The sequence below is a fragment of the Clostridium ganghwense genome (genome assembly GCF_026735165.1).
In the GTDB taxonomy this organism is placed as follows: domain Bacteria; phylum Bacillota; class Clostridia; order Clostridiales; family Clostridiaceae; genus Clostridium_H; species Clostridium_H ganghwense.
The window spans coordinates 534,976-556,597 of sequence record NZ_JAPQES010000001.1 but is presented as its reverse complement, the minus strand read 5'-3'; the positions used below and the strand labels follow the sequence as shown (position 1 = coordinate 556,597).

The following is a 21,622-nucleotide window of genomic DNA, read 5'->3' as shown; positions in this document are numbered from 1 at the left end:
TTATTTTTCTTTTCTCATGAAGAAACTAAATTTATCTTTTTTAGGTGTTGAAGCATCTATATTTCTCTTATGAAGTGTATCTTTATATTCTGATATTTGACTGTCACATATGTTAGCATAATCTGTTTTGCCTTCTTCTATCCATCCCATAAAAATATATGTATGCGTTGGAGCATTGGTTTTAGATGATACAGTTGTAAAGCAAACATCTCCTTTTTCTAACTTATTATAGTCAGAAACTTTTTTCCAACCTGCCTTTTCTAATTCACTAACAAACCTTTTAGTATTGATAGTTGACTTTGGTATATCGAATCCATTATCTCTTAATATTTCGGCTATAAAAGTTGTAGAAATTCCTTTATCACTTCCGTTATTTAAAGCTTTTGCTTTATTTAGGGAATCAGTTCTATTAGATTTCTCTTTTAGGTAGTTATATATTTTACTATTTAAAGCTCCGACTTTAGCAGATTCTTTCTTTGTTTCCTCTTTTGATGTATCTGTATTTGCAGCTGTACTTTTATTCTCATTTGATTCAGCATTAGCTAAATTTTTACTTTGCTCTATTTGGGTATTACTTTTAGCCAAACTAATTGAAAATGAAAATATTTGTTTAACTGTAAAGGCACATACAAGTACTATAGGTACAGCTATTGAAGCAAAAATTAAATTACTTCTTTTTTCATTTTTATCTTCCATTTCATGCATTTCTTTTATGTATTTTTTAGTTTCTTCGTTAGTTTCTAAGTTACTTAAATAATTATTAAAATTTTTCTTTTTACTCATTAGTTAATCTACTCCCATATCTAATGTTATTATATTTATTTTTACCCAAAGTTTTACTCAAAGTCTCTTGAATTGTCTATTAATGTAGTAATTACAACTTTAATTTTATCAGATAACCTGTACTAAGTAAACAATCATATTTTAACAAAGTGAAAACTAATTATTAACAAATGTATTATTTTTGCAATGTTTTAATTTATTCCACATTTGTATAGTATAAATTGAAATCAAAATAACACATGTAATCATTAGTATAAGAACATAGATGGAGTGATTAAAGCTATTTCCAATAAAACTATATAGTAAAATTAAAGGCGTATTTGAAATAATTACAACTAAAATATATTTAAAGTAATTTAATTTTAAAGAGGCAGATAGAAAACATACTACATCTGTTGGAGAGATAGGACAGATAATACCTATACTTAAAAACTTATATCCATATTGTTTTAATAAGGGTACAATATATGGATATTTATTTGTAAACTTTGATTGTAATTTTGAATTTGAAAATATATTAGCTAGTAAATATATTATAGTTTGATCTATGATCATAGCTGTCATAGATAATAAAAATGCAGTAATAGGATTGAAAAGTATTCCACTTAAAATCATAAAAACTGTTCCAGGGATAAATACACAAATTCGTAAAACTGATAAGATTATAAAAAATAAAATTGCATGTTTTTTATGCAAATTAATAAAGGTCAAAAGTTTATTGTAATCAGAAGTAATTAAGCCTTTACTAAATAAAATATAAGCCAATATAGTCCATATGATTAGGATAAGAAGGTTTTTAAAAATATTATTCTTCATAGATACATATTCTCCTATAATTAGTGTGATTTATAATTGTATTGTAATATAAAGAGTTTAAAAAAAAGTATTGAAATTTCTTAAATGTTTCTTAAGATTTAATTATATATGAGTGGTTAAAAACAAAAAGTAAAACAGCAGGTATACTTACTGTTTTACTTTTTAAAGAATTTATTGGATTTTTTAATTAGAAAAAGAGGGACAGTTAATTATTGTAAATTGTTAATAAGATTATTAAGTGTATTAACATTATTTCTATCTTCATTTAAAATATTGTTTATAAGTGTCATGCTTTCAGTGTCAAGATTACTTTTTACTATTTCAGCAGCAGAGTTCACACCTATATTTTCTCCGTCATATGCCTTGTTTAGATAGTGTAGTGTATCTTGATTACCCATATCTCTGATGTTCGATACAGCTTCTGTTATCATACCTTGTATGCCTACGTTATTTGCGGGGTTGCCACCAAGTTGTTGAATTCTTTCAGCAATTTGAGTAGTATGTTGTCTATGATTTTGCTGTATTTTTTGTAATTCAGATTTGATATTTGGTTCATTTACATTTTTAATAAACTTATCAAAGCTGTCAACTGCCATATGTTCACCTTTTAAAATTTTATTTAATTCGTTAATATTTGTTTTATTATTCATAAATTTCAACTCCTTTATATTATTAGGTATGCCCATTTATAGAATGATTTATAAAAAAATTAGGTAATGAATTTTAGATAAATTTTTAAAGCATATTTTAAGAAAAGGAGCACATATAATGAAAAGAGAATTAATGAAGAAGGATATGATAAGTTTTGAGTAAAAAGCAGGAAATATTAGAATTACACAATCAAGGAAAGTCAATTGAGGAGATAGTGCAAAGTGGTTATCAAAAGAAATATATTCAAAAAGTAATAAGAGAGAACAAAGCAAAAATTGTTGAGAAAGAAGAGTGTAATAAAAACAGTAAAAATATTAAAAAAGAAAAAAATCATTGTGAGTGCAGTAAAGAATATAAAATACTAAAGGAAGAAATTCAATTGTTAAAGAGCAAATTAGAAAAAAAGGTTTATGAGGAAAAAATAAATATAAGTAAAGAGTTAGGAGATATAAAATCTTTTGTTAATAATCTTCAAGAATGTAAAGAGCATATAAAGGATATACACGTTGAATTTAAAATTACATGGAACAAAGCTAATACGGAAAAGAAAAAGTGAAGGTGTATTTTGTAAATAAAACAATAAGTATTGCTAAAAGAGAGGAGGTCTTTAAATCAGATTACTATACTTAGAAACTTGACCTAGTTTAAGTATTAAAGTAAAATTTTGTGTGATGCAGAAATAAAAACACAGTTTCGGTTGGTAGTCCGAACGCACATATATGTGTCAGTAACCTGCCCCTTCGGGTTGTCCGTTTTCTGTTTAAAACAATGAAAGAAGGGGAAGAAAAATGAGTATCAAACTTATAATTTATTTTGAAGATCCATTTTGGGTTGGTATTTTTGAGAAAACTATTGATAAGGAATATGAAATTTGCAAAGTAACTTTTGGACCAGAACCAAAAGATTACGAGGTATATGAATTTATACTGAAAAATTTTCATAAGCTTAAATTTAGCAGACCCAAAAAGGTTGAAAACATTAAAACTAAGAAAATAAACCCTAAAAGGCTTCAAAAGAAAATTAAGAAAGAAACTCAAAACAAAGGAATTTCAACTAAAGCACAAGAGGCTATGAAGTTGGAGTTTGAAGCAAGAAAAAAAGAAAAAAAAGTTTTATCAAAAGAAAGAAAAGAAGAAATTAAACGTGAAAAATTTTTAAAGAAACAGCAAAAGAAAAAGCAGAAGAAAAAAGGAAGATAATAAGTAAGGGACTGTATATAGGTTTATCTAGATACAGTCCCTTATTTATTTCTTTAAATTTTTAGTTTTTATTATATTTTTTTCAATGTACATTTTTTCATCTGCTTCACGTATCAATTCATCTAAAGTTACATCTGCATCAGGGATATATTGGGCCAAGCCGTGACTGACACTAACTAAATAATTCCTTGATTCATTAGCATTTATTTCAGAAATATTTTGTAGAATTTTTATCCATATTTCTTCTGTCTCATTATAGGTGGTTTTTGGAAATGCTATTAAAAATTCATCGCCGCCTAATCTTATAATAAAGTCTGATTCTCTAATATTTTCTTTTATAGAATTAACTACTGTTTTGATAAGTTCGTCGCCTTTTTCATGTCCTAAGGTATCGTTAACAATTTTTAAATCATTAATATCAGTAAAGCAAATAGTTAAATATTCACTTTCTTTTTTTCCTGCTTCAAATTTTTTTTCTAATAATTCTATTCCTGCTCTTCGGTTAAAAGTTTGTGTCATCATATCATAGGTTGCATAAACAGTAATTTCTTCGCTTGATATTTTATTAGCTATAATTAAATAAGAAATAATAAGAGCAAGGGTTCCAGTAATAATAAATATATAGTAGTTTTTGAAAAATTCTTTAAATAGTATTTCCCATATATTTATACTGCTGAAATAAGAAATTTCTTTATTAAAAGGAGTATAGGATACTATTTTCCAATAATCCTTGTGCAATGTAGCAAGGGCAGCATCTAATGTGCAGTTATTACAGTTAAAGTTAATTTTTAAAGGATAGATTGTAGAAAAAGTAAATAAACCTTTTGGTGTATAGAATTGTCCAGTACTATATTTATTAATTCTGTCCCAAGCATTTGGAAATTCATTTTTAAAACTTATTTCTTTTTTTTCGTTAAACATGAATCCCCATTCTTTATTAATATCATTACTATTGAAAAGCCAATAACTATCTGGATTTAAAAGGAAGGTTTGTCCATCAGTATTTTCAGAAATATAATTAAATTGGTTAATAATATATTTTCCTAAATAGTTAATTATAATAATTCCTTTTCTTTCTCCATTATTATTGAAAATAGGGGTTGCAAATCTTATCATTGGTTTAAGAGGTTTTTCTATTACGCTGTGTTCAATATTTAAATCAAATTTAGATATAAACATTTGTCCTTTCCCAAGTTTAATAGTTTCTTTAAAATAATATCTGTGTTGTTTATTTTGAAGTTCAGATTTAGGAATAATTTGAGGATTACCATTATCATAATTTATTCTTATTTTTTCATTACCATTCTCATCAATAAGTCTAATTTGATCGTATATTTTTTGATTTTTGGCAAAATTAAGCCATTCATTAGCTAAAATATTTAATTCATTAGGGTTTAATAAATTATTATGAATATAATATTGAGAAGTTAAGTATTTTAAATCAGATGTAATGCTATAAAAGCTAGTACCAATAATATTGTTTTGCAAGGAAACTAAATTTTTTTGAGCTTTTTCAAGTATAATTCTTTCACTTTTTATGTGATTATATTTAAATATACTAAATATTATAAATCCTAAAAGTGATAAAAGTAAAAAAATTATTGTGAAATTTTGAATTATGTCTTTTTTGCGAGATTTAAGTGCAGTTGAAAGGTTTCTTTTGTACATAATCATCAACCCTTACTTTGGTTTATATAATTATTTTATCAAATTATAGAAGTTAGGAGAAGAAAAAGAAAAGAAAGAAAAAAGGTAATTAACAGAATAGAGTGTATTATATGGAATTAGCCCATATTTTTATATGGGCTTTTTATAAATTATTTAGTTGAATTAGATAATGTAACTACCATATTTACCTCTCCACCACTATTTTCAGCTTCAGTGAACATCTTATTTAAACTATCAAATATTTGCTCTTTTGTTCCTGTTATTTTAGTATTCATTGAGTCTACAGTATAATTAACATTAGTGTTCTGTAAGGTATTGATAGAATTATTAATTACGTTTGTAGCATCGGAAGTTTTTAGTGGATATACAGCAACTTCTGCAGTAATCATTTTAAAATCACCTCTCAATCTTTTTTATAGTCATTAGTAGTATGGCGATAAAGAAGATAATAATACTTTGGTTGATAATTTTTTAAGAGAGATATAAACAATGAAAATATTTTTAAAAAGAAACATGTTATTGCTATATTCATATTATAATCTGTAAGTGTTTTTGGGAATTTTGATATTTAAGCGTAAAGTATTTTTAGAGAGGAGATTAATATGAGAGATGAGTACCTTACTACCAATCAAGGAGAACCAGTTACTGATGATCAGAACTCACTAACCGTAGGACAAAGAGGACCAACTTTACTTCAGGATATTGTTCTTTTGGAAAAACTTGCACATTTTGATAGAGAACGAATTCCAGAAAGAGTAGTTCATGCTAAGGGTGCAGGAGCACATGGATATTTTAAAGTTTATAAATCCATGGGTTCATATACAAAAGCTAAGTTTTTACAAGACCCATCCAAAGAAACCCCTGTGTTTGTAAGGTTTTCTGTAGTTATCGGTTCAAGAGGTGTTGCAGATACTGTAAGAGATGTAAGAGGTTTTGCGGTAAAATTTTATACTGAAGATGGAAATTATGATTTGGTGGGAAATAATCTTCCAGTATTTTTTATAAGAGATGCTATAAAATTTCCAGATTTAATTCATGCTTTAAAGCCAGATCCCGTTTCTAACATACCTGTTGATTCTGCTGCAAATAGCAGGTTTTGGGATTATATGTCTTTAATACCTGAAGCAACTCACATGCTTACCTGGGTATTTTCAGATTTGGGTACAATTAAAAGCTACAGATTCATGGAAGGGTTTGGGGTTAACACATATAAGTGGATTAATGCAAAGGGAAAAGCTATGCTTATAAAATATCATTGGAAGCCCCTTGGAGGAGTTCAGTATATAGACAGCAAGGAAGCAAAACGTCTTGCAGGAATTGACCCTGATATAGCCAGCAGAGACTTATTTAACACCTTAGCCAGTGGAAAAACTGTGGAATATGAGCTACTTATTCAAATGATGAATTTAAAGGATCAAGATAAGCAGGATTTTGACCCATTGGATGCAACAAAAATTTGGCCAGAGGATAAATTCCCATTAATGCCTGTAGGTAAAATGGTCTTAAATAGAAATCCTCAAAATTTCTTTGCAGAGGTTGAACAGTCTGCCTTTTGCCCAGCTGCAATTGTACCAGGCATTGATTTTTCAAATGACAAGTTGCTTCAGGGAAGGATATTCTCCTATGGTGATACTCAAAGATATCGTTTAGGTGCAAATTATCTGGAGCTTCCAATTAACCGTCCAAAGGTACCTGTTAATAATAATCAACAGGACGGCTTTATGCAGATAATGCCTAACATGGGTAGTGCAAATTATTATCCAAACACAATTGGAGGCGGGCTTCCAAAGCATGCACCTGAGACAGGAATTCCAGAAAATCCTTATGTTGAGGGTAAAGTAGTAAGAGAGAAAATAAGTAAAACTGATGACTATACTCAAGCAGGTGATAGATACCGTTCCATGAATAAGACAGAGCAGGATCATTTGGTTTCAAATATTGTTGAAAATCTAAGTTGTGCAGATAAAGCAATTCAGGACAGAATGCTTGTGCACTTCAAGAAAGCTGATAAGGAATTTGGTAATAGGATTGCCAAGGGATTGAAGGGTTAATAATAATGAAATTAAAAGAGGACTCTCTATTATTTTGAAAGAAATATATGAAGGATCATTATGGGGATTATAAGCAATAACATATAAAAACTCCGTATCTTTATTTGATATAAAGATACGGAGTTTTTATGTTATGCTGCATGTGCACTATTTTTATTTGCAATTGCTTTCAAGTTTTTAATAGGAAGTAAACCTATAATAAGAAGACAAATTCCACCTTCTATTGCAATAAATAAACCATTTACCATAAGTGAGTACATAACTGGTGACATTCCTTCAGGTGCATAACTTCCGAAGAATACTACTCCTGAAATGAAATGACATATAAATCTTCCGAAAATCGCTACAAAAGCACCAAGAATCTTTTTATCTGAAAAATATCCAGCTAGTCCTAAAGCCATGAATGGTAATGGAAAATCAAATAGAACTTGTACAGGATGAAGTATATAAGGGCCAAGAATAAGAGTGATTAATCCATATAAGAATCCAGTTAAAAATCCTACTTCAGGACCGTAAAAAAATGCAACTAATATTATAGGAATCATACTTCCAACGGTAATACTTCCACCTTGTGGCAAATGATATATTCTAAAAATCTTAAGTACAGAAGCTAATGCCAAAGATACACCAATAAGTGCTACAGTTTTTGAGTCCAATTTAACTTTTTTAGCTTTCATTAATGCAACTATTATAAGTAATAAGCCTACAAGTGCAATAATTGAAGTTGGATTTTTGATAATTTCGAGCATATTTTTTTGAAATTCCATTAAAAAACCTCCTGTGATTTGTGCTAAGAAAGTTCCGTTGAATCTAGGAAAACAAAAAAGCCGTAATACAGGATTACGGCTAATAAACAATAATTGTCTTATAACTGCTTTCCTACGCTGGTGTTAACCAGATCAGGTTAAGAGGGTTAATGAATCAAATTCATTTCTCAGCCTAGCGGCACCCCTAGCACGTATTAAATTTCCTGCTATATAATAACATAAACAATATATTATTACAATAGTTACATAATGATTATGATAAACAAGAGAATGTAAAATACAAGCAGTAGATTATTAGATACTACTGCTTTTTACTGTATAATTTATATTTATTTAATTTTTTTCTTCCTTTTTATTTTTATATTCCTGAAATTATCTAAAGGTTTTTTTATATTTGAAGTATTTTTTATATGTTTTGTTACCATATAACATATTGAATAGAAAATTAGTAGAACTATTCCAGCCACAAGACCAGAGCCTTGACCTGGAATTAAAGGCATGGTTGCTATGGTAATTATTAAAGCCGCAATAATTATCCAAGAAGTATAAGGATATCCAGGAAATTGACAATGACCTTTTGGTGGACAGCCATGCTTTTTTCTGAACTTATAATGTGTAGCCATGATTATTAAATAAGTAAATAATAGAGAAAATCCACCGGAACTAACTAAAAATATATAAATTCTTAGAGGAAGTAATAATCCTAAACTAAGTGCTAAAAGCATTGATATCCCAGAAAAAATAATTCCTCTGTATGGTATATCGCCTCTGTCTCTTAACCATGATGGGGCATAGCCTTCTTCTGCTAAGGAACGAATCATTCGCCCTAAACCAAAAGTTGCGGCTAACATAGTAGATAAAATAGCTGTAACAAGTACAAGGTTAATTGCATTAACAGCCCAATCTATACCATATAATTCAAGAGCAGATACAAAGGGGCTTACTTCTTCAATTACAGCAGATGTGGGAATTAAGGGTAGGAGTAAAGTAATAGCTACTGTATATAATCCTACTAAGCCTATAACCGTATAAGTAATAGCTTTAGGAACAGTACCGTGTGGATTTTTAGTTTCAGATGCAGCCAATCCTATAATTTCAAAGCCTGCATAGGTAAACATTACAATTAACATACTTCCAGCAATACCTGAGATTCCAGCTGGAAATAATGGTTCATTAACTAATGAGCCTATTCCTACAGTCGGTTTATTAGGCATAAGTCCTGATACTAAAAAAATAGCTAAAAGTATAAATCCTATGATAGCTAGAAGCTTTATTGCTGCTAGCCCACTTTCTAATTTACTCAATCTATCTGATCCTAAAAGATTAAGTAGAGTAACTCCAATAATAACCATAGAGCCTAGAAGAGGCAGTGAAATTCGTGGAAACCATACACGAAAAAATAAAGAAACCGCAGTTGCTTCACTAGACATAGCTAGTATCAAACCAGTCCAGTATACCCATCCTACAACAAATCCAACACCAGGACCAAAAGCTCTTTCTGAAAATGTTCTAAAAGAACCTGGAGTTGGATCAGCAACCGTCATTTCCGAAAGAGCAAAAAGGATAAAATAAACTAAAATTCCTCCAAGTATGTATGCTATAAGTACTGCAGGTCCAGCAGTATTTATAGCAATAGCGGAGCCTAAGAAGAAGGAACCACCAACTACAGTACCTAGAGCCAGCATAGTAAGCTGCCATGCTGATAGACCTGCCTTGTTATGTTTCATAATTAATGCCTCCTTGAAAATTTGAACTATAAGTAGTTTATCCTAAATATTTATTAAATACTCAAAGCAAAAAGTATCCAATCCTCTTATAAGAATAATATTATATAGAATGGGGGGGTGAGCCTATGGTGTCGGAATTAAAATTGATACAACTAGAAAAAATTAGTTTTGCCATAGGTATAGTAGCATTTATAATTTTAATACAAGCGGCTAACAGAGAAATTCAAATATTATTAAATAAAGAACATGAAGTAGAAGAAGAAAGTTCTGATGAAGAGGAAGAAGTAGAAGAAGAACTTTCTAGCGAAAAGGAAGAAGAAAATTTTGCAGAAAAGGAAGTAGAGGCACTAACGATAACTGGGAATAGACTTCTTGTACTTGAAAGATTAATATCAGCTCTTGTTGCTACAATTGGATTCAAAGAAGAGAAAAATAAGTTAAAGAGCGAAGGTGATATTAAGTCACTAGAACTGGATTATAGAATAGTTATTGGATCATGGATTGTTGTACTAGGTACTATATTGATAACAAATGCTTTAGAAGAAAAGGAATGTGGATGTTATTAAATTTTATAATAGAGATTTTGCAATAAAGCAGCAAACCTTAAAGTTTACTGCTTTATTTTATATTTGAAAAAAAGTATTAAATTATTTTAATTCTATAACATCAAGATCGTCTGGAACTAGAATTGTACCGTTAAAGTACTGTTTTCCTTCTTCAATAAAAAGTTCCTTTCTTTTCTCAATATCTGCATCGATAGTGTGAAATAGAAGTATATTTTTTATATTTAATTTTTCAGCATTTTCACAAGCTTCTTTAACAGTTACATGATGTTTTTCGTAAGGATGAAATATATCCCTTTGTGAATATAAACAGAAAGCTTCGTGTAGAAGATAATCACAATTATTTACATAGTCAAAAATAGCATCTCTATAAGGCTCATCTCCAAGGAAGGCTAGAGTTTTTCCATTGGAAAGTGTTGTACGCAAACCAAATTGAAGTACTTTTGTGCTTTGAATATTGAAGAAAGTAATTTTTAAACCTAATATATCAAATGTGCTGTTATCTTCAATTTGGCGGAAGAAAATTCTGCTATCTATATATTTAGTGAATCTGGTTTGAAGAATTAACTCACATATTTTTCTGATAATATCTTCGATGCTTTCATGACAATAAATGTGTAAATCACCTTCATAATTACCTTTTGAAATTTCAGTAGCAACTGCTCGAATAATCCATATTATTCCTGAAATGTGGTCATTGTGTTCATGAGATATAAATACATTGTGAAGCTTGTTAATAGGTATTTGTGATTTTTCAAGATTAGTCAGGATAGTATTTCCACCACCAGTATCCACAAGAAAATGTTCATCATTCTTTGCAATAGTAAAACAAGTATTATAGCATTTTGTAACCATAGCAGAGCCAGTGCCCAGCATAGTTAGTTTTTCCATAGTGTAACCTCCGTTAAAAATAAATTAGTGATATTATAGCGTAAATTTTGCCACGGCCTTTGCTGTATTGTCAATATAATAAATAAAACATGCAAACAGAAAGTTTGCCCAGTTATTTATTATATTTTAAAAGACGATATAATAAAAGGCATTTAATTAAAAATATTTTGATAAAGTTTTCAGATGAAAAGATGGGTGAAATTTATGAATGTAGTATTAAAAAGATAGGAATTAAACTAAAAAAATATATTCACAAGTTGAAATATTGTGAATATTCTGTTACAATTTTATTAAATGTATTCCAAAAAATACCATATATAAATTAAGTAAGTACATATTGTTTTAAATTTAAATTTAAAGTAAACGTTTAATATTTATTTTGAATTTAAAATAAAATTTTATTTTTGGGGGGAGATATGAAAATGAGGCAAAAGCGTTTGTACAAGTTCACGACATATTTTATGACTTTATTACTAGCATTTATGTTTATTGGAATTAAACCTGTATTTGCAGAGACAAATACAAAGAATGCTAAAATTATTACAGGACCTTATCTACTTGCACCAAAAACTAACGGTATGACAGTTTCATGGGAAACTGATATGCCTGTTGAAGCTTATCTTTGGTATGGAATAGGTGGAAAGCTAGATAATAAAATAGAAGTTAAATGTGAAAGGGGTACTCCTTTTGGAGAAAATACAGAAGGAATTTGTATGTATAGGGGAGTACTAAAAAATCTTAAACCTAATACACTTTATAACTATAAAGTTGAATTAAAATCTGGACAAGTAGAAGAGGGCACATTTAAAACTCTTAGCCAAAATCCAGCAGATATGAAGATTATGACTATAAGTGATTCTCACCAATTTATATCTTCAGATACTTTTTCACAAAGAGTATTAAAAGAAAGACCTGATTTTATACTACATACAGGAGATATGCTTATAGGAACTGGGTATCAAAAAGACCAATTCAATCTTTGGTTTGGTAAAGGTGCTGAATTCTTAAAACATATACCTGTTGTGTATGCTTGTGGTAACCATGATGATGGTCCATATTTTGACGATTACTTTACTTATGCACAAAAAAATGCATACAATTCAGATTCTACTGGACGCAATTTTTCATTTAACTATGGGAATATTCATGTAACAATGATAAATAGTAATCCTTGGGGATTATATGAAATGAATGCTGTTACAGGTGGTTTTGAAGTAGATGAAAAAACTAAGAAGGAAATAGAAAATACGTTAAAATGGGTAGAAAAGGATTTGAAATCAGATGATGCAAAGAAAGCTACATGGCGTATTGTAGGAGTACATCATCCTTATACAGATGATTTTACTCAAAAGCATTTAGTGGATATTTTAGAAAAATATAATGCTAATCTAACTCTTGCAGGTCACCTTCATGTTTATTATGGAAATGTATCTTTAGACCCTAAAGTAGGAGCAAAAAGTGTTTTTATAGCTCAAGGTGATGGAAGAAAAGTTAATGCTTCAATGGAATATGGTAAGGCAGATGAAAGACTTTTACCAGATTTTCCAGAAGTATTTGCACAAGGACAAACTGATTATTCTATGTTAAAAATAGAAGGAGATAAATTAGCATATAGCACTTATGGAGATAAAGATGAGAAGGCATTAGGAAGCGTAATTCTTTCAGCAAAAGAATCAAAGGTATCTTTTTCAAATGTTGCTGTATCTTTAGAAAAAACAAGTGATAGTAATAGTATTAAAATAGAAGCAACTGTTAAAAATGAAGGAGAAGGTATTGCCACTGTTCTTCTTAATGTATTAGATAATAAGATTAATCGCAGTGTATATTTATTTGGAGAAGAAGGAAAAGAAAGAGTTGTTGTATTAAAGCCAGGTGAAACTAGAAACATAAAAGCAAAATTACCTATATACACTCCAGGAAAACACGTTGTAAAAGTAGGAAAGGTAGAAAAACAATTAGATTTTTTAGCTATTCCAGCAGCATTTAAATATAGTAATATTAAGATGAATTTAGGAAAAGGATTAGAAGCAGATACTGTTTTAGTTACAGCCGATGTTAAGAATGTAGGTAATAAAGCAGGAGAAAAGAATGTAAATTTATTTGTTGATGGTAAAGTTGTTGATACAAAGAAAGTAAAACTAAAAGCACTAGAAACAAAATCTATAATCTTATTCCATAAATTTAGTCAAAGTGGAACATATAAGGTAAGAATAGAAAATATGAGAGATGAAGTAATAGATATAGAGGGAACATTAAAAGGAATTCCGATAGTAAAAGATTTATCAGGAAACGGTAATCATGGACTTCTTAGAGGAGCACCTAAAATAATCAATACTGAATCAGGAAAAGCTGTTGATCTAGACGGTGTTGATGATTATATAGAAATTCTTGACAGTAAAACTCTTCACACAAATGATGGTCTTACTGGAATGGTTTTTGCAAATGTAGATAGACTTGCAAAAGACGATGAAAAAGATCATAATCCTCTATTTGTAAAAGGACCTTCAGTTGGTTGGGGAACTAATTATTTGATGAGAATGGCACTTAGAAGAAGTGGTGCATTAACAAGTGGTGTGTGTTATGGAATAAATGAAGGATTCTGGGATTCAAAAGAAAATACAGTTCCAGTTGGAAAATGGGCACAGTATACAGCTGCTTTTGATACAGAAACAGGTGGTATTACTTATATTAATTCTGAAAAAGTAGCAGAAGTTGCAGGTATAAGTGACCATCCTACTATAAGAAATTGGAATGGATATCCTATATTTATTGGATACTCATATATGGGTCATGTAATTCAAGATATAGGTAGAGCTAAATATAATACAATTCTTGATGCTAAAATAGGACAAGTACGTTTTTATAGAACAAAACTTACAGCAGAAGAAAATAAGTATATTGCTGAGCATCCAAATGAAATTGGACCTAGAAGCAAAGATTTAGCTGTATGGTTAAACTTTAAGGATATTGAAACAAAAGGTATTCACAAGACTGAATGGAGAAAACTTAGTGGAAAACAATTATGGAACTGGAAAACTCTTAGCATAGATTCAAAAGCTCCAGGAACTGCATCTATAAAAGCAACAATTGAAGTTTCTGATGATGGAGAAAAAGTTAAAGATTCTAAAGTTGTAACTTTGAAAGGTGGACAAGAAAAAATTGATATTTCTGATTTAGAAAAAGCTCAGTATATCAGAATAGTAACAGAATTTAATTCTTCAATTACATTGAATGGCACATATACTCCAGAACTAAATGAATACAGAGTGGCAGCTTCTACAGATGATACTAATACTGAAATAGTTTGGAATACTCGTGCAGATTGGGAAAAAGGCAGTTTTGAAGGTGCTATGGGCTTTGAACCTTTAGGAAGATTTAAGAATTATGAAGAAGATGGACATAAATATTAATTACTAAGTAAAAGCACAAATCCTAATATTGGATTTGTGCTTAGTTTATTTTAAACTTATAATTTACTCAAGTGTAAATTTGCAATAAAATAAGTATATGAAGTATTTTAATTTGTTTAATACTAAAATAGCTATTTAGATAGAAAGGACGATACAATGAATTTAATATCTTTAGAAAATATAAGTAAAAGCTATGGCGAAAAAGTTCTTTTAAAAGATATATCAGTGATAATCAATGAAGGTGAAAAAATAGGATTAATAGGTATCAATGGAACAGGAAAGTCAACATTATTAAAGGTAATAGCTGGTATAGAAAACTATGATGATGGAAAAATAACAAAGGCAAGTAAGCTTAGGATTGAATATTTATCTCAAAATGCAGAGTTTGATGATGATGCTAAAGTTATAGAACAGATATTTAAAGGGAATTCTCCAATAATGAAGTTACTTCGTGATTATGAGAATACTATTGAAAAATTAGAAAATAATTCTGAGGATAATAGACTGCAGAAAAAACTTTTAGAGCTTAATGAAAAAATGGATGCTGCAAATGCCTGGGAAATAGAAAGTCAAGCAAAAATAGTACTTACACAGCTTGGTATAAGAAATTTTGATGCTAAAGTAGGAACACTATCAGGTGGACAGAGAAAAAGAATAGCTTTAGCAGGGGCACTGATAAGTCCATGTGATTTATTGATTTTAGATGAGCCTACAAACCATATGGATAATGAAACAGTAAAATGGCTTGAGGAATATTTAAATAGCAGAAAAGGTGCTCTTATCATGATTACCCATGATAGATATTTCCTAGATAGAGTAACTAATAGAATGTTAGAACTGAACAATGGAAAACTATATAGTTATACTGGTAACTATAGTGTATTTTTAGAAGCTAAAGCAGAAAGAGAAGCATTTAATGAGGCAGCTGAAAATAAAAGACAAAATTTATTAAGACGTGAACTTGCTTGGATAAAAAGAGGAGCAAAGGCAAGAAGTACAAAACAAAAGGCAAGAATAGATAGATTTAACGAATTGGCATCACAGGAAATTGAAAAAAGAAATGAAAAAGTAGAAATATCTGTTGGCAGCACTAGACTTGGTAAAAAGGTTATAAACTTAAATAATATATGTAAAAGATTTGAGGATAAAAAACTTATTGATGATTTCAACTTTATTTTTAAGAAGGAAGATAGAATAGGTATTATAGGTGCAAATGGTATTGGAAAATCTACACTTCTTAATATAATTAATGATAAAATTAAACCTGACAGTGGAACTATAGAAATAGGTGAGACAGTTAAAATAGGTTATTTTTCTCAAGAATATAAAAATATTGATGAATCTATGAGAGCTATAGAGTATGTAAAAGAGGGTGCTGAGTTCATAAAAACAGAAGATGGAACATCTATTAGTGCATCCAGAATGATGGAGAGATTTCTATTTACACCAGAGATTCAGTGGACACATATATCAAGATTATCTGGGGGAGAAAAAAGAAGGCTTTATCTTCTTAGAGTTTTAATGGAAGCTCCTAATGTTCTTATATTAGACGAGCCTACAAATGATCTGGATATAGAAACTTTAAATGTCCTTGAAGAATACATTGAACAATTTAATGGAACAGTAATAGCTGTTTCCCATGATAGATACTTTTTAGATAAGACAGCAAATGAAATAATTTCATTTAAAGGTAATGGTGTTATAGAAAAATTCACTGGAAACTATTCGGAGTATATGGAATTTTTGCAAAAACAAGGTATAGAAGACGAGCACAGCGATAAGGTATCAAAAAATAGCAAGAATGATAACAAAAATACTAAGAATAGTGAAAAACCAAAATCTAATAAAAGTTTAAAGTTTTCTTATAAAGAAAAATTAGAATATGAACAAATTGATGGATGGATAGAAGAAACAGAAATTGAATTAGAAGAAGTAAAAGAAAAAATAAATTCTGCTGGATGTGATTATACCATTCTTCAAGAACTGCTTGAGAAGCAAAAAGAATTAGAAGATAAATTGGATAATTTAATGGAAAGATGGACATATTTAAATGAACTAGCAGAAAAAATTAATATGTAAAAAATAGGGGACAGTTTTTGGGAACTGTCCCTAATTTTACGAATCGAAAAGTTGAAAATTATTACGCCCATTATTTTTGGCTTTATACAAAGCTGTATCAGCATTTTTAATCAATGTTTTTATATCTATGCCGTGTTCAGGGTATATAGAAATTCCAACGCTGCATGTAATGTTAAATTCATCTTCATTGAGAAAAAAAGGTTTTTTCATCGATTCAAGTATTCTATTTGCACAGCTTTTAATTTCACTATAGGAGGTAATATTATCTAGTATAATCATAAATTCATCTCCACCTAAACGTGCAACGATATCATTAGTTTTGATACTAGCTTTTAACCTTTCAGAAAATTCAATTAAAAGTTCATCTCCAATATCGTGTCCTAGAGTGTCATTGATAAATTTGAATTTATCTATATCTATAAACATAATTCCAAATTTTATATTCTTATTTTTGGCTTCATGAATCAGCAATCTTAGATTTTTATGAATACTTCTTCTATTAGGTATATTAGTAAGTGCATCTTCAAAGGCTAATTTTGTTATTTCAAATTCTTTCTTATTTAATTTTTCTATATGTTTTTTATGTTTTAACATCATAGATTCTGCTTTTTTACGTTTATGTATATTAAAAAACAAAATTAATATAATCAATAATTCAATTAATATAATTACAAATGAAATTTTTATAAGTAATTTTTTAGGTATAGAATAAGAATTACTAGGGGGATTTAAAATTTTACTGCCTTTAGGTAACTTAGTAGTATCTATATTAAACTTTTTTAATTGAGAATAATCAAAAATATATTGTGAATTATATTCTTTAACAATTGGTATATCTAAAACATTTTCTCCATTTAATATACGTAATGCTATTTTAGCTATATTGCACCCATAAAAATATTGATGAAGTATTTTCCCACCAAATATACCGTGACTTAAGTAACAGGACCAAGCACTATATACAGGTACAGGAGATTTTTTGCATATATAATCGATACCGTTTGATTTAGCAACATTATTATTGTAATTATCCATAAAGATAGGGGTAAGAAGTACAATGTTATCTTTAGATAGATTTTCCACTTCTTTTACAAATTTTGTGATGGTTGAGCTTTGAATAAAATTAAAGATTATTTTATCTTTATAATAAGGTTTTAACTCATCTATTAATTTTTTATAAATATTACTGCTGTTCATATTATCAACAAGTACATTTACTTGTTTTAGATTAGGATTAATATTTAATGCTGCATTAACAATATCTTTAATAACAATATTTTCTAATATTCCTGTAAACATACCTTTTTTCATTAATATAGAATCATTTAAAGTATTAACTCCAGAAAAAACTACAGGTACATTGGGAAATAAATTTTCACTGTATTTTAGCAAGAAGTCTACAGCAGGCTTGTCTACTACAATAATTACATCAAATTTTTTATTACCGTATTTAAAGTTATATAAATTATATAGTTGTTTAAAATAGTCTTGTCCACAATATCTTTTAGTATCCATATATTCAATCATTATATTTGGAATTTGTGCACTTTTATTTAATGTTACTTGTATTCCCAAGGCAATATCATCTGAATATTTAAATCCCCTATTATAAGAATTTAGAATGAGAACTTGTTTTTGGGGGGAAGTTTGTGCTAAAGATGTACTTTTATTAAATAGTAAAATTAAAAAAATCAAACAAAAAATATACCCCAAATTATTTAGATTAAATTTTTTTTTCATATTAAGTTATTCCTCCAGTGTATGGTAATATAGCAGTTTAATTCAATAAAATTACCATTATATACAAATTTTACTATAATATTTTACAATTATCAATTATTAGTTACAGGATAGCATAGTATATTAAAATTGTGGATAAAATCGAGAAAATATTTTGAAGTATTTAAATGATTTGTATTATAATTTAAAAAAAATGTATTTGTGGAAAAATATTTCATAAAGTGGTAATATAAGTATAAATGTTAAAGATATAGGGGGGGTAATCATGAAAAAAAGATTTTTGATGTTTATTTTGAGCATCAGTATGACACTTTCAATGACCACACCAGTTTTAGCAGCAGATGGTCAACAGAAAACTGTTGAAACTACAGTAAAACAAGTTCAAAAAGTACAAAAAGAAAAGCAAAAAGTATCAGAAGTAATTGATCAAGTAAATCAATCTGTAGTTGCTGTTATAGGTAAAAATACAAAAATTAAAGATAGAGAGCAGATTTACACAAAGTTTCCTAAGAATCTACAGCATGGATCAGGAGTAGTAGTTAATAAAGATGGTAGAGTATTAACTAATAATCATGTAATAGATGGTTTAGATGAAATTTATGTAGTTACATATGATGGAAAGGTGTACAAAGCTAAACTTTTATATGCAGATAAAGAAATTGACTTAGCATTGCTAAAGATTAATAGAACAGACTTGAAACCTATAAAATTAGCAAATGAGAAGGAAATAAAAGTTGGAAATGAAGTTATAGCTATTGGTACTCCTTTATTTTTTGGTTACAGAAATAGTGCCACTAAAGGAATTGTAAGTGGACTAAATAGACCAGTAGACCGTACTTATACGTATTTGCAAACGGATGCAGCTATTAATCCAGGAAATAGTGGAGGACCCCTTGTTAATATGAATGGTGAGTTAGTTGGTATAAATACACTCGGAAATATGTTTTATCAAGGAATGAATTTTTCTATTCCTGTAGGTAATATCAATTATTTTTTAGATCACTATAACAAATTTGGAAAAATAAAAAGATGCTTTACAGGAATTGAGTTTGAAGAAAACTGGGCAGCATTGCTAGGACTTCCAACTAATCAAGGATTAAAAGTAGTAGCTATTCAAAAGGATGCGGTAGTGACTTCACAGCAGGTAAAAGAAGGAGATATGCTTGAAGCAATAGATGGTAAGGATATAACATCTATTGCTCAATATAATGAGATTTTAAAGAAACATTTACCAGGTGATAAAGTAAAATTAACATTTAGCAGAGAAAATAAAAAAATTGATGTTTCAGTAGTATTAAAAGAAATGCAAAAACAAGAAGGAATCAAATAGGAAAGGAGGAATAATATGAATAAGAAAAAGATCGTTTCAATGATAATTTGTGCTTGCTTATCTATTGGAGTGGTTGCTCCAGTAGCATATGCTAAAGACGCTGATGGAAAAATAGATTTATATCAAGTATTTTCAAATAAAAAAGATATGATGAAAAATGAAGTAGGTAGCTGTATATATAAATGGTCTATGCATCTACCAGATGATGCGGTTATTTATAAATCAGAACGTGTAAATAGTTTTAATATGTCTACAAAAAGTTATCAGTCATCTGTTGAGTTAGAAGTTAGTAAGAATAAAGATAATCTAACTTTAGAAGAGATTCTTTACAAAATGCAAAATAGCTCAAGAAGATATAGACCTTGGCGTGATGAGGATAAAGAATTTGTTGTAGATATTGCTAAAGATAGTAGGGGAGAAAAATATATTCGCATAATAAAAGCAAATAAAGAATTTAGTTTCTTTATGATGCAGGAACCAGAAGACGAGTTAAAAGATTATGTTGAGAATAGAATCTATGTAGCAAATAATTATATATATAACTTAACAATAAGTATGAAAGGTGAGTTTTATAAGCAGCATGAAGAAATGTTTGATAAATTGGCATCTTCTTTTAAACTTTCTTTTGATAAAAACAATAAATATATAAAGGAACTATCAGATTCAGTTAGTACTACTAGAGAATATAAAAATAAAAGCTATGGTTGGAAAATGGTAATGAGTCCTTATTGGAAATTAGAAGGCTCACCTGATGCTCGCTGTCAAACTTTTCGTCCTGTATACAGTGATGAAGAGCTAAATCAAGCAGCAAAGAGTATAGAAGAGGATGAAGATGAGTTTAAAGTACCTGAAGGAATTACTGTTAATCTAATCAGTTCATCTAAAAATGGTGAAACTGCTTCACAATGGGCAGAAAAAGAAATAGAAGAATTAAAAACTAATTATCATAAAGAAGCTTACGATATATTGAAGAATGAATCAAAAAAACAAGGTAATATGAATGTTCATCATGTAGTGACTCGTTATAAAACAGTTACTAAGAAACCTTATATTGTACACAACGTATATGTTGTAGGAAATGGATACAAATATTTGGTGTCTGCAACAATGATGGAAGACAAATATCAAGATACTGAGAAGAGAAGCAGTTTTGAAAATATGCTAAATTCATTTAAATTGGACAAAACATGCTTTAGCAAATATTTGGGAGAAATTGTTTCAGCTAAATCATTAATAAATTTAAATGCTCCAAAAGAACTAAAAATGAAAAAGTATGATTTTGAAACAAAAGTAACAAAGAGATGGAATACTTCTAGTAACGGATATGATTTCGATGATGACTTCTATTTTGAGGATTTCTACTATAGTTCAGGATATAGAGGACATGTCAGCAATGATGAACATGTTAGAGCATCTGAACCTGCAAGTAATATGCGTGTAAATATGTTTGCAGGATTGGATACAAACGAAATTAGGGAAATTATTGAACAAAGAGCTAAATATTTATTGCAAGACGATGAAATTCGTATGGGATTGGCAAAGGTTAAGATTGAATCGGCTGAATATAATGGAGCTAAATTATATTACATTGAAAAAGAATATAATTTGGATGCCATTAAGAAGTTTGTAAATTCAGATGAAACTAAGACATATGATTTAGAAAATTTAGAAAATGAATATACACATATTATAAAAGTAGGAAAAGATATTTATACTCAAAGTGTAACTTTACCTGTTGCAAATATGACAACTGAAAATAAACGTACAGTAAGTGACATCTGGAAAAAGACTTCTATTAACAAAATAGATTATAGTAAACTTGGACTAGATTGGAAACAACATAAACTTGAAGAGTTTGATAAGGAAAAAACTGAAAATGCAAACAAGTAAATTGTAAGAAATTAATCTAAGATAAAATATAAGGACTGAATATAGAGTTGTTATTTA

The 21,622-nt window shown here is 28.9% G+C and carries 18 protein-coding genes and 1 riboswitch; of the genes, 9 read left to right on the top strand and 9 right to left on the bottom strand.

Annotated elements, in window-relative coordinates; all coding sequences use genetic code 11:
- The 3 genes from OXH55_RS02465 to OXH55_RS02455 form a co-directional block, all read right to left on the bottom strand.
- A complete protein-coding gene (locus tag OXH55_RS02465; RefSeq protein ID WP_268047885.1) occupies positions 1-783 on the bottom strand; it encodes a hypothetical protein in 783 nt (260 codons plus the stop codon).
- Between the two features lie 156 nt (positions 784-939).
- Positions 940-1,599 carry a TVP38/TMEM64 family protein gene (locus tag OXH55_RS02460; RefSeq protein WP_268047884.1) on the bottom strand — a complete coding sequence of 220 codons (660 nt, stop codon included), beginning with the start codon at positions 1,597-1,599 and terminating at the stop codon, positions 940-942.
- Between the two features lie 209 nt (positions 1,600-1,808).
- Positions 1,809-2,249: a DUF2383 domain-containing protein gene (locus tag OXH55_RS02455; RefSeq protein WP_268047883.1), complete on the bottom strand. Its 441-nt coding sequence runs from the start codon at positions 2,247-2,249 to the stop codon at positions 1,809-1,811.
- Between the two features lie 155 nt (positions 2,250-2,404).
- Here OXH55_RS02455 and OXH55_RS02450 point away from each other — a divergent pair, with 155 nt between their 5' ends.
- Both OXH55_RS02450 and OXH55_RS02445 read left to right on the top strand, forming a co-directional pair.
- On the top strand, positions 2,405-2,806 hold the full coding sequence (locus OXH55_RS02450; RefSeq protein ID WP_268047882.1) for a hypothetical protein: 402 nt from the start codon (positions 2,405-2,407) through the stop codon (positions 2,804-2,806).
- 232 nt (positions 2,807-3,038) lie between these two features.
- Positions 3,039-3,449: a YjdF family protein gene (locus tag OXH55_RS02445; protein WP_268047881.1), complete on the top strand. Its 411-nt coding sequence runs from the start codon at positions 3,039-3,041 to the stop codon at positions 3,447-3,449.
- A 45-nt stretch (positions 3,450-3,494) separates the two neighbouring features.
- Here OXH55_RS02445 and OXH55_RS02440 read toward each other — a convergent pair whose 3' ends face one another.
- Both OXH55_RS02440 and OXH55_RS02435 read right to left on the bottom strand, forming a co-directional pair.
- Positions 3,495-5,117, bottom strand: a complete 1,623-nt coding sequence (locus OXH55_RS02440) for a sensor domain-containing diguanylate cyclase (protein ID WP_268047880.1) — start codon at positions 5,115-5,117, stop codon at positions 3,495-3,497.
- A gap of 149 nt (positions 5,118-5,266) precedes the next feature.
- Positions 5,267-5,506 carry a YkoF family thiamine/hydroxymethylpyrimidine-binding protein gene (locus OXH55_RS02435; protein WP_268047879.1) on the bottom strand — a complete coding sequence of 80 codons (240 nt, stop codon included), beginning with the start codon at positions 5,504-5,506 and terminating at the stop codon, positions 5,267-5,269.
- Positions 5,507-5,719: 213 nt separating this feature from the next.
- Here OXH55_RS02435 and OXH55_RS02430 point away from each other — a divergent pair, with 213 nt between their 5' ends.
- On the top strand, positions 5,720-7,168 hold the full coding sequence (locus OXH55_RS02430; RefSeq protein WP_268047878.1) for a catalase: 1,449 nt from the start codon (positions 5,720-5,722) through the stop codon (positions 7,166-7,168).
- A 131-nt stretch (positions 7,169-7,299) separates the two neighbouring features.
- On the opposite strand, the gene thiT is transcribed toward OXH55_RS02430, so the two are convergent.
- Positions 7,300-7,935 (bottom strand): energy-coupled thiamine transporter ThiT, encoded by a 636-nt coding sequence (gene thiT / locus OXH55_RS02425; protein ID WP_268047877.1) that lies wholly within the window; start codon positions 7,933-7,935, stop codon positions 7,300-7,302.
- Between the two features lie 92 nt (positions 7,936-8,027).
- A riboswitch (TPP riboswitch) is annotated at positions 8,028-8,131 on the bottom strand.
- A 133-nt stretch (positions 8,132-8,264) separates the two neighbouring features.
- Entirely contained in the window at positions 8,265-9,662 is a 1,398-nt protein-coding gene (locus OXH55_RS02420; RefSeq protein ID WP_268047876.1) for an amino acid permease, read from the bottom strand.
- A gap of 125 nt (positions 9,663-9,787) precedes the next feature.
- Between OXH55_RS02420 and OXH55_RS02415 the strand changes: the two genes are divergently transcribed.
- Entirely contained in the window at positions 9,788-10,228 is a 441-nt protein-coding gene (locus OXH55_RS02415) for a hypothetical protein (RefSeq protein ID WP_268047875.1), read from the top strand.
- Positions 10,229-10,309: 81 nt separating this feature from the next.
- Here OXH55_RS02415 and OXH55_RS02410 read toward each other — a convergent pair whose 3' ends face one another.
- Complete coding sequence (locus OXH55_RS02410; RefSeq protein ID WP_268047874.1) at positions 10,310-11,116, bottom strand: MBL fold metallo-hydrolase; 807 nt, start codon at positions 11,114-11,116, stop codon at positions 10,310-10,312.
- 167 nt (positions 11,117-11,283) lie between these two features.
- On the opposite strand from OXH55_RS02410, the gene OXH55_RS02405 reads away from it, so the two are divergent.
- From OXH55_RS02405 to OXH55_RS02395, 3 genes are all read left to right on the top strand, one after another.
- Positions 11,284-11,442 carry a hypothetical protein gene (locus OXH55_RS02405; RefSeq protein WP_268047873.1) on the top strand — a complete coding sequence of 53 codons (159 nt, stop codon included), beginning with the start codon at positions 11,284-11,286 and terminating at the stop codon, positions 11,440-11,442.
- Positions 11,443-11,532: 90 nt separating this feature from the next.
- Positions 11,533-14,526, top strand: a complete 2,994-nt coding sequence (locus tag OXH55_RS02400) for a metallophosphoesterase (protein ID WP_268047872.1) — start codon at positions 11,533-11,535, stop codon at positions 14,524-14,526.
- A gap of 156 nt (positions 14,527-14,682) precedes the next feature.
- Positions 14,683-16,605: an ABC-F family ATP-binding cassette domain-containing protein gene (locus tag OXH55_RS02395; RefSeq protein ID WP_268047871.1), complete on the top strand. Its 1,923-nt coding sequence runs from the start codon at positions 14,683-14,685 to the stop codon at positions 16,603-16,605.
- 36 nt (positions 16,606-16,641) lie between these two features.
- Here OXH55_RS02395 and OXH55_RS02390 read toward each other — a convergent pair whose 3' ends face one another.
- Positions 16,642-18,345 carry an ABC transporter substrate binding protein gene (locus OXH55_RS02390; protein ID WP_268047870.1) on the bottom strand — a complete coding sequence of 568 codons (1,704 nt, stop codon included), beginning with the start codon at positions 18,343-18,345 and terminating at the stop codon, positions 16,642-16,644.
- A 265-nt stretch (positions 18,346-18,610) separates the two neighbouring features.
- Between OXH55_RS02390 and OXH55_RS02385 the strand changes: the two genes are divergently transcribed.
- Positions 18,611-19,675, top strand: coding sequence for a S1C family serine protease (locus tag OXH55_RS02385; RefSeq protein WP_268047869.1), 1,065 nt, complete (start codon positions 18,611-18,613; stop codon positions 19,673-19,675).
- Between the two features lie 15 nt (positions 19,676-19,690).
- Complete coding sequence (locus OXH55_RS02380) at positions 19,691-21,565, top strand: hypothetical protein (RefSeq protein WP_268047868.1); 1,875 nt, start codon at positions 19,691-19,693, stop codon at positions 21,563-21,565.
- Positions 21,566-21,622: the final 57 nt, after the last annotated feature.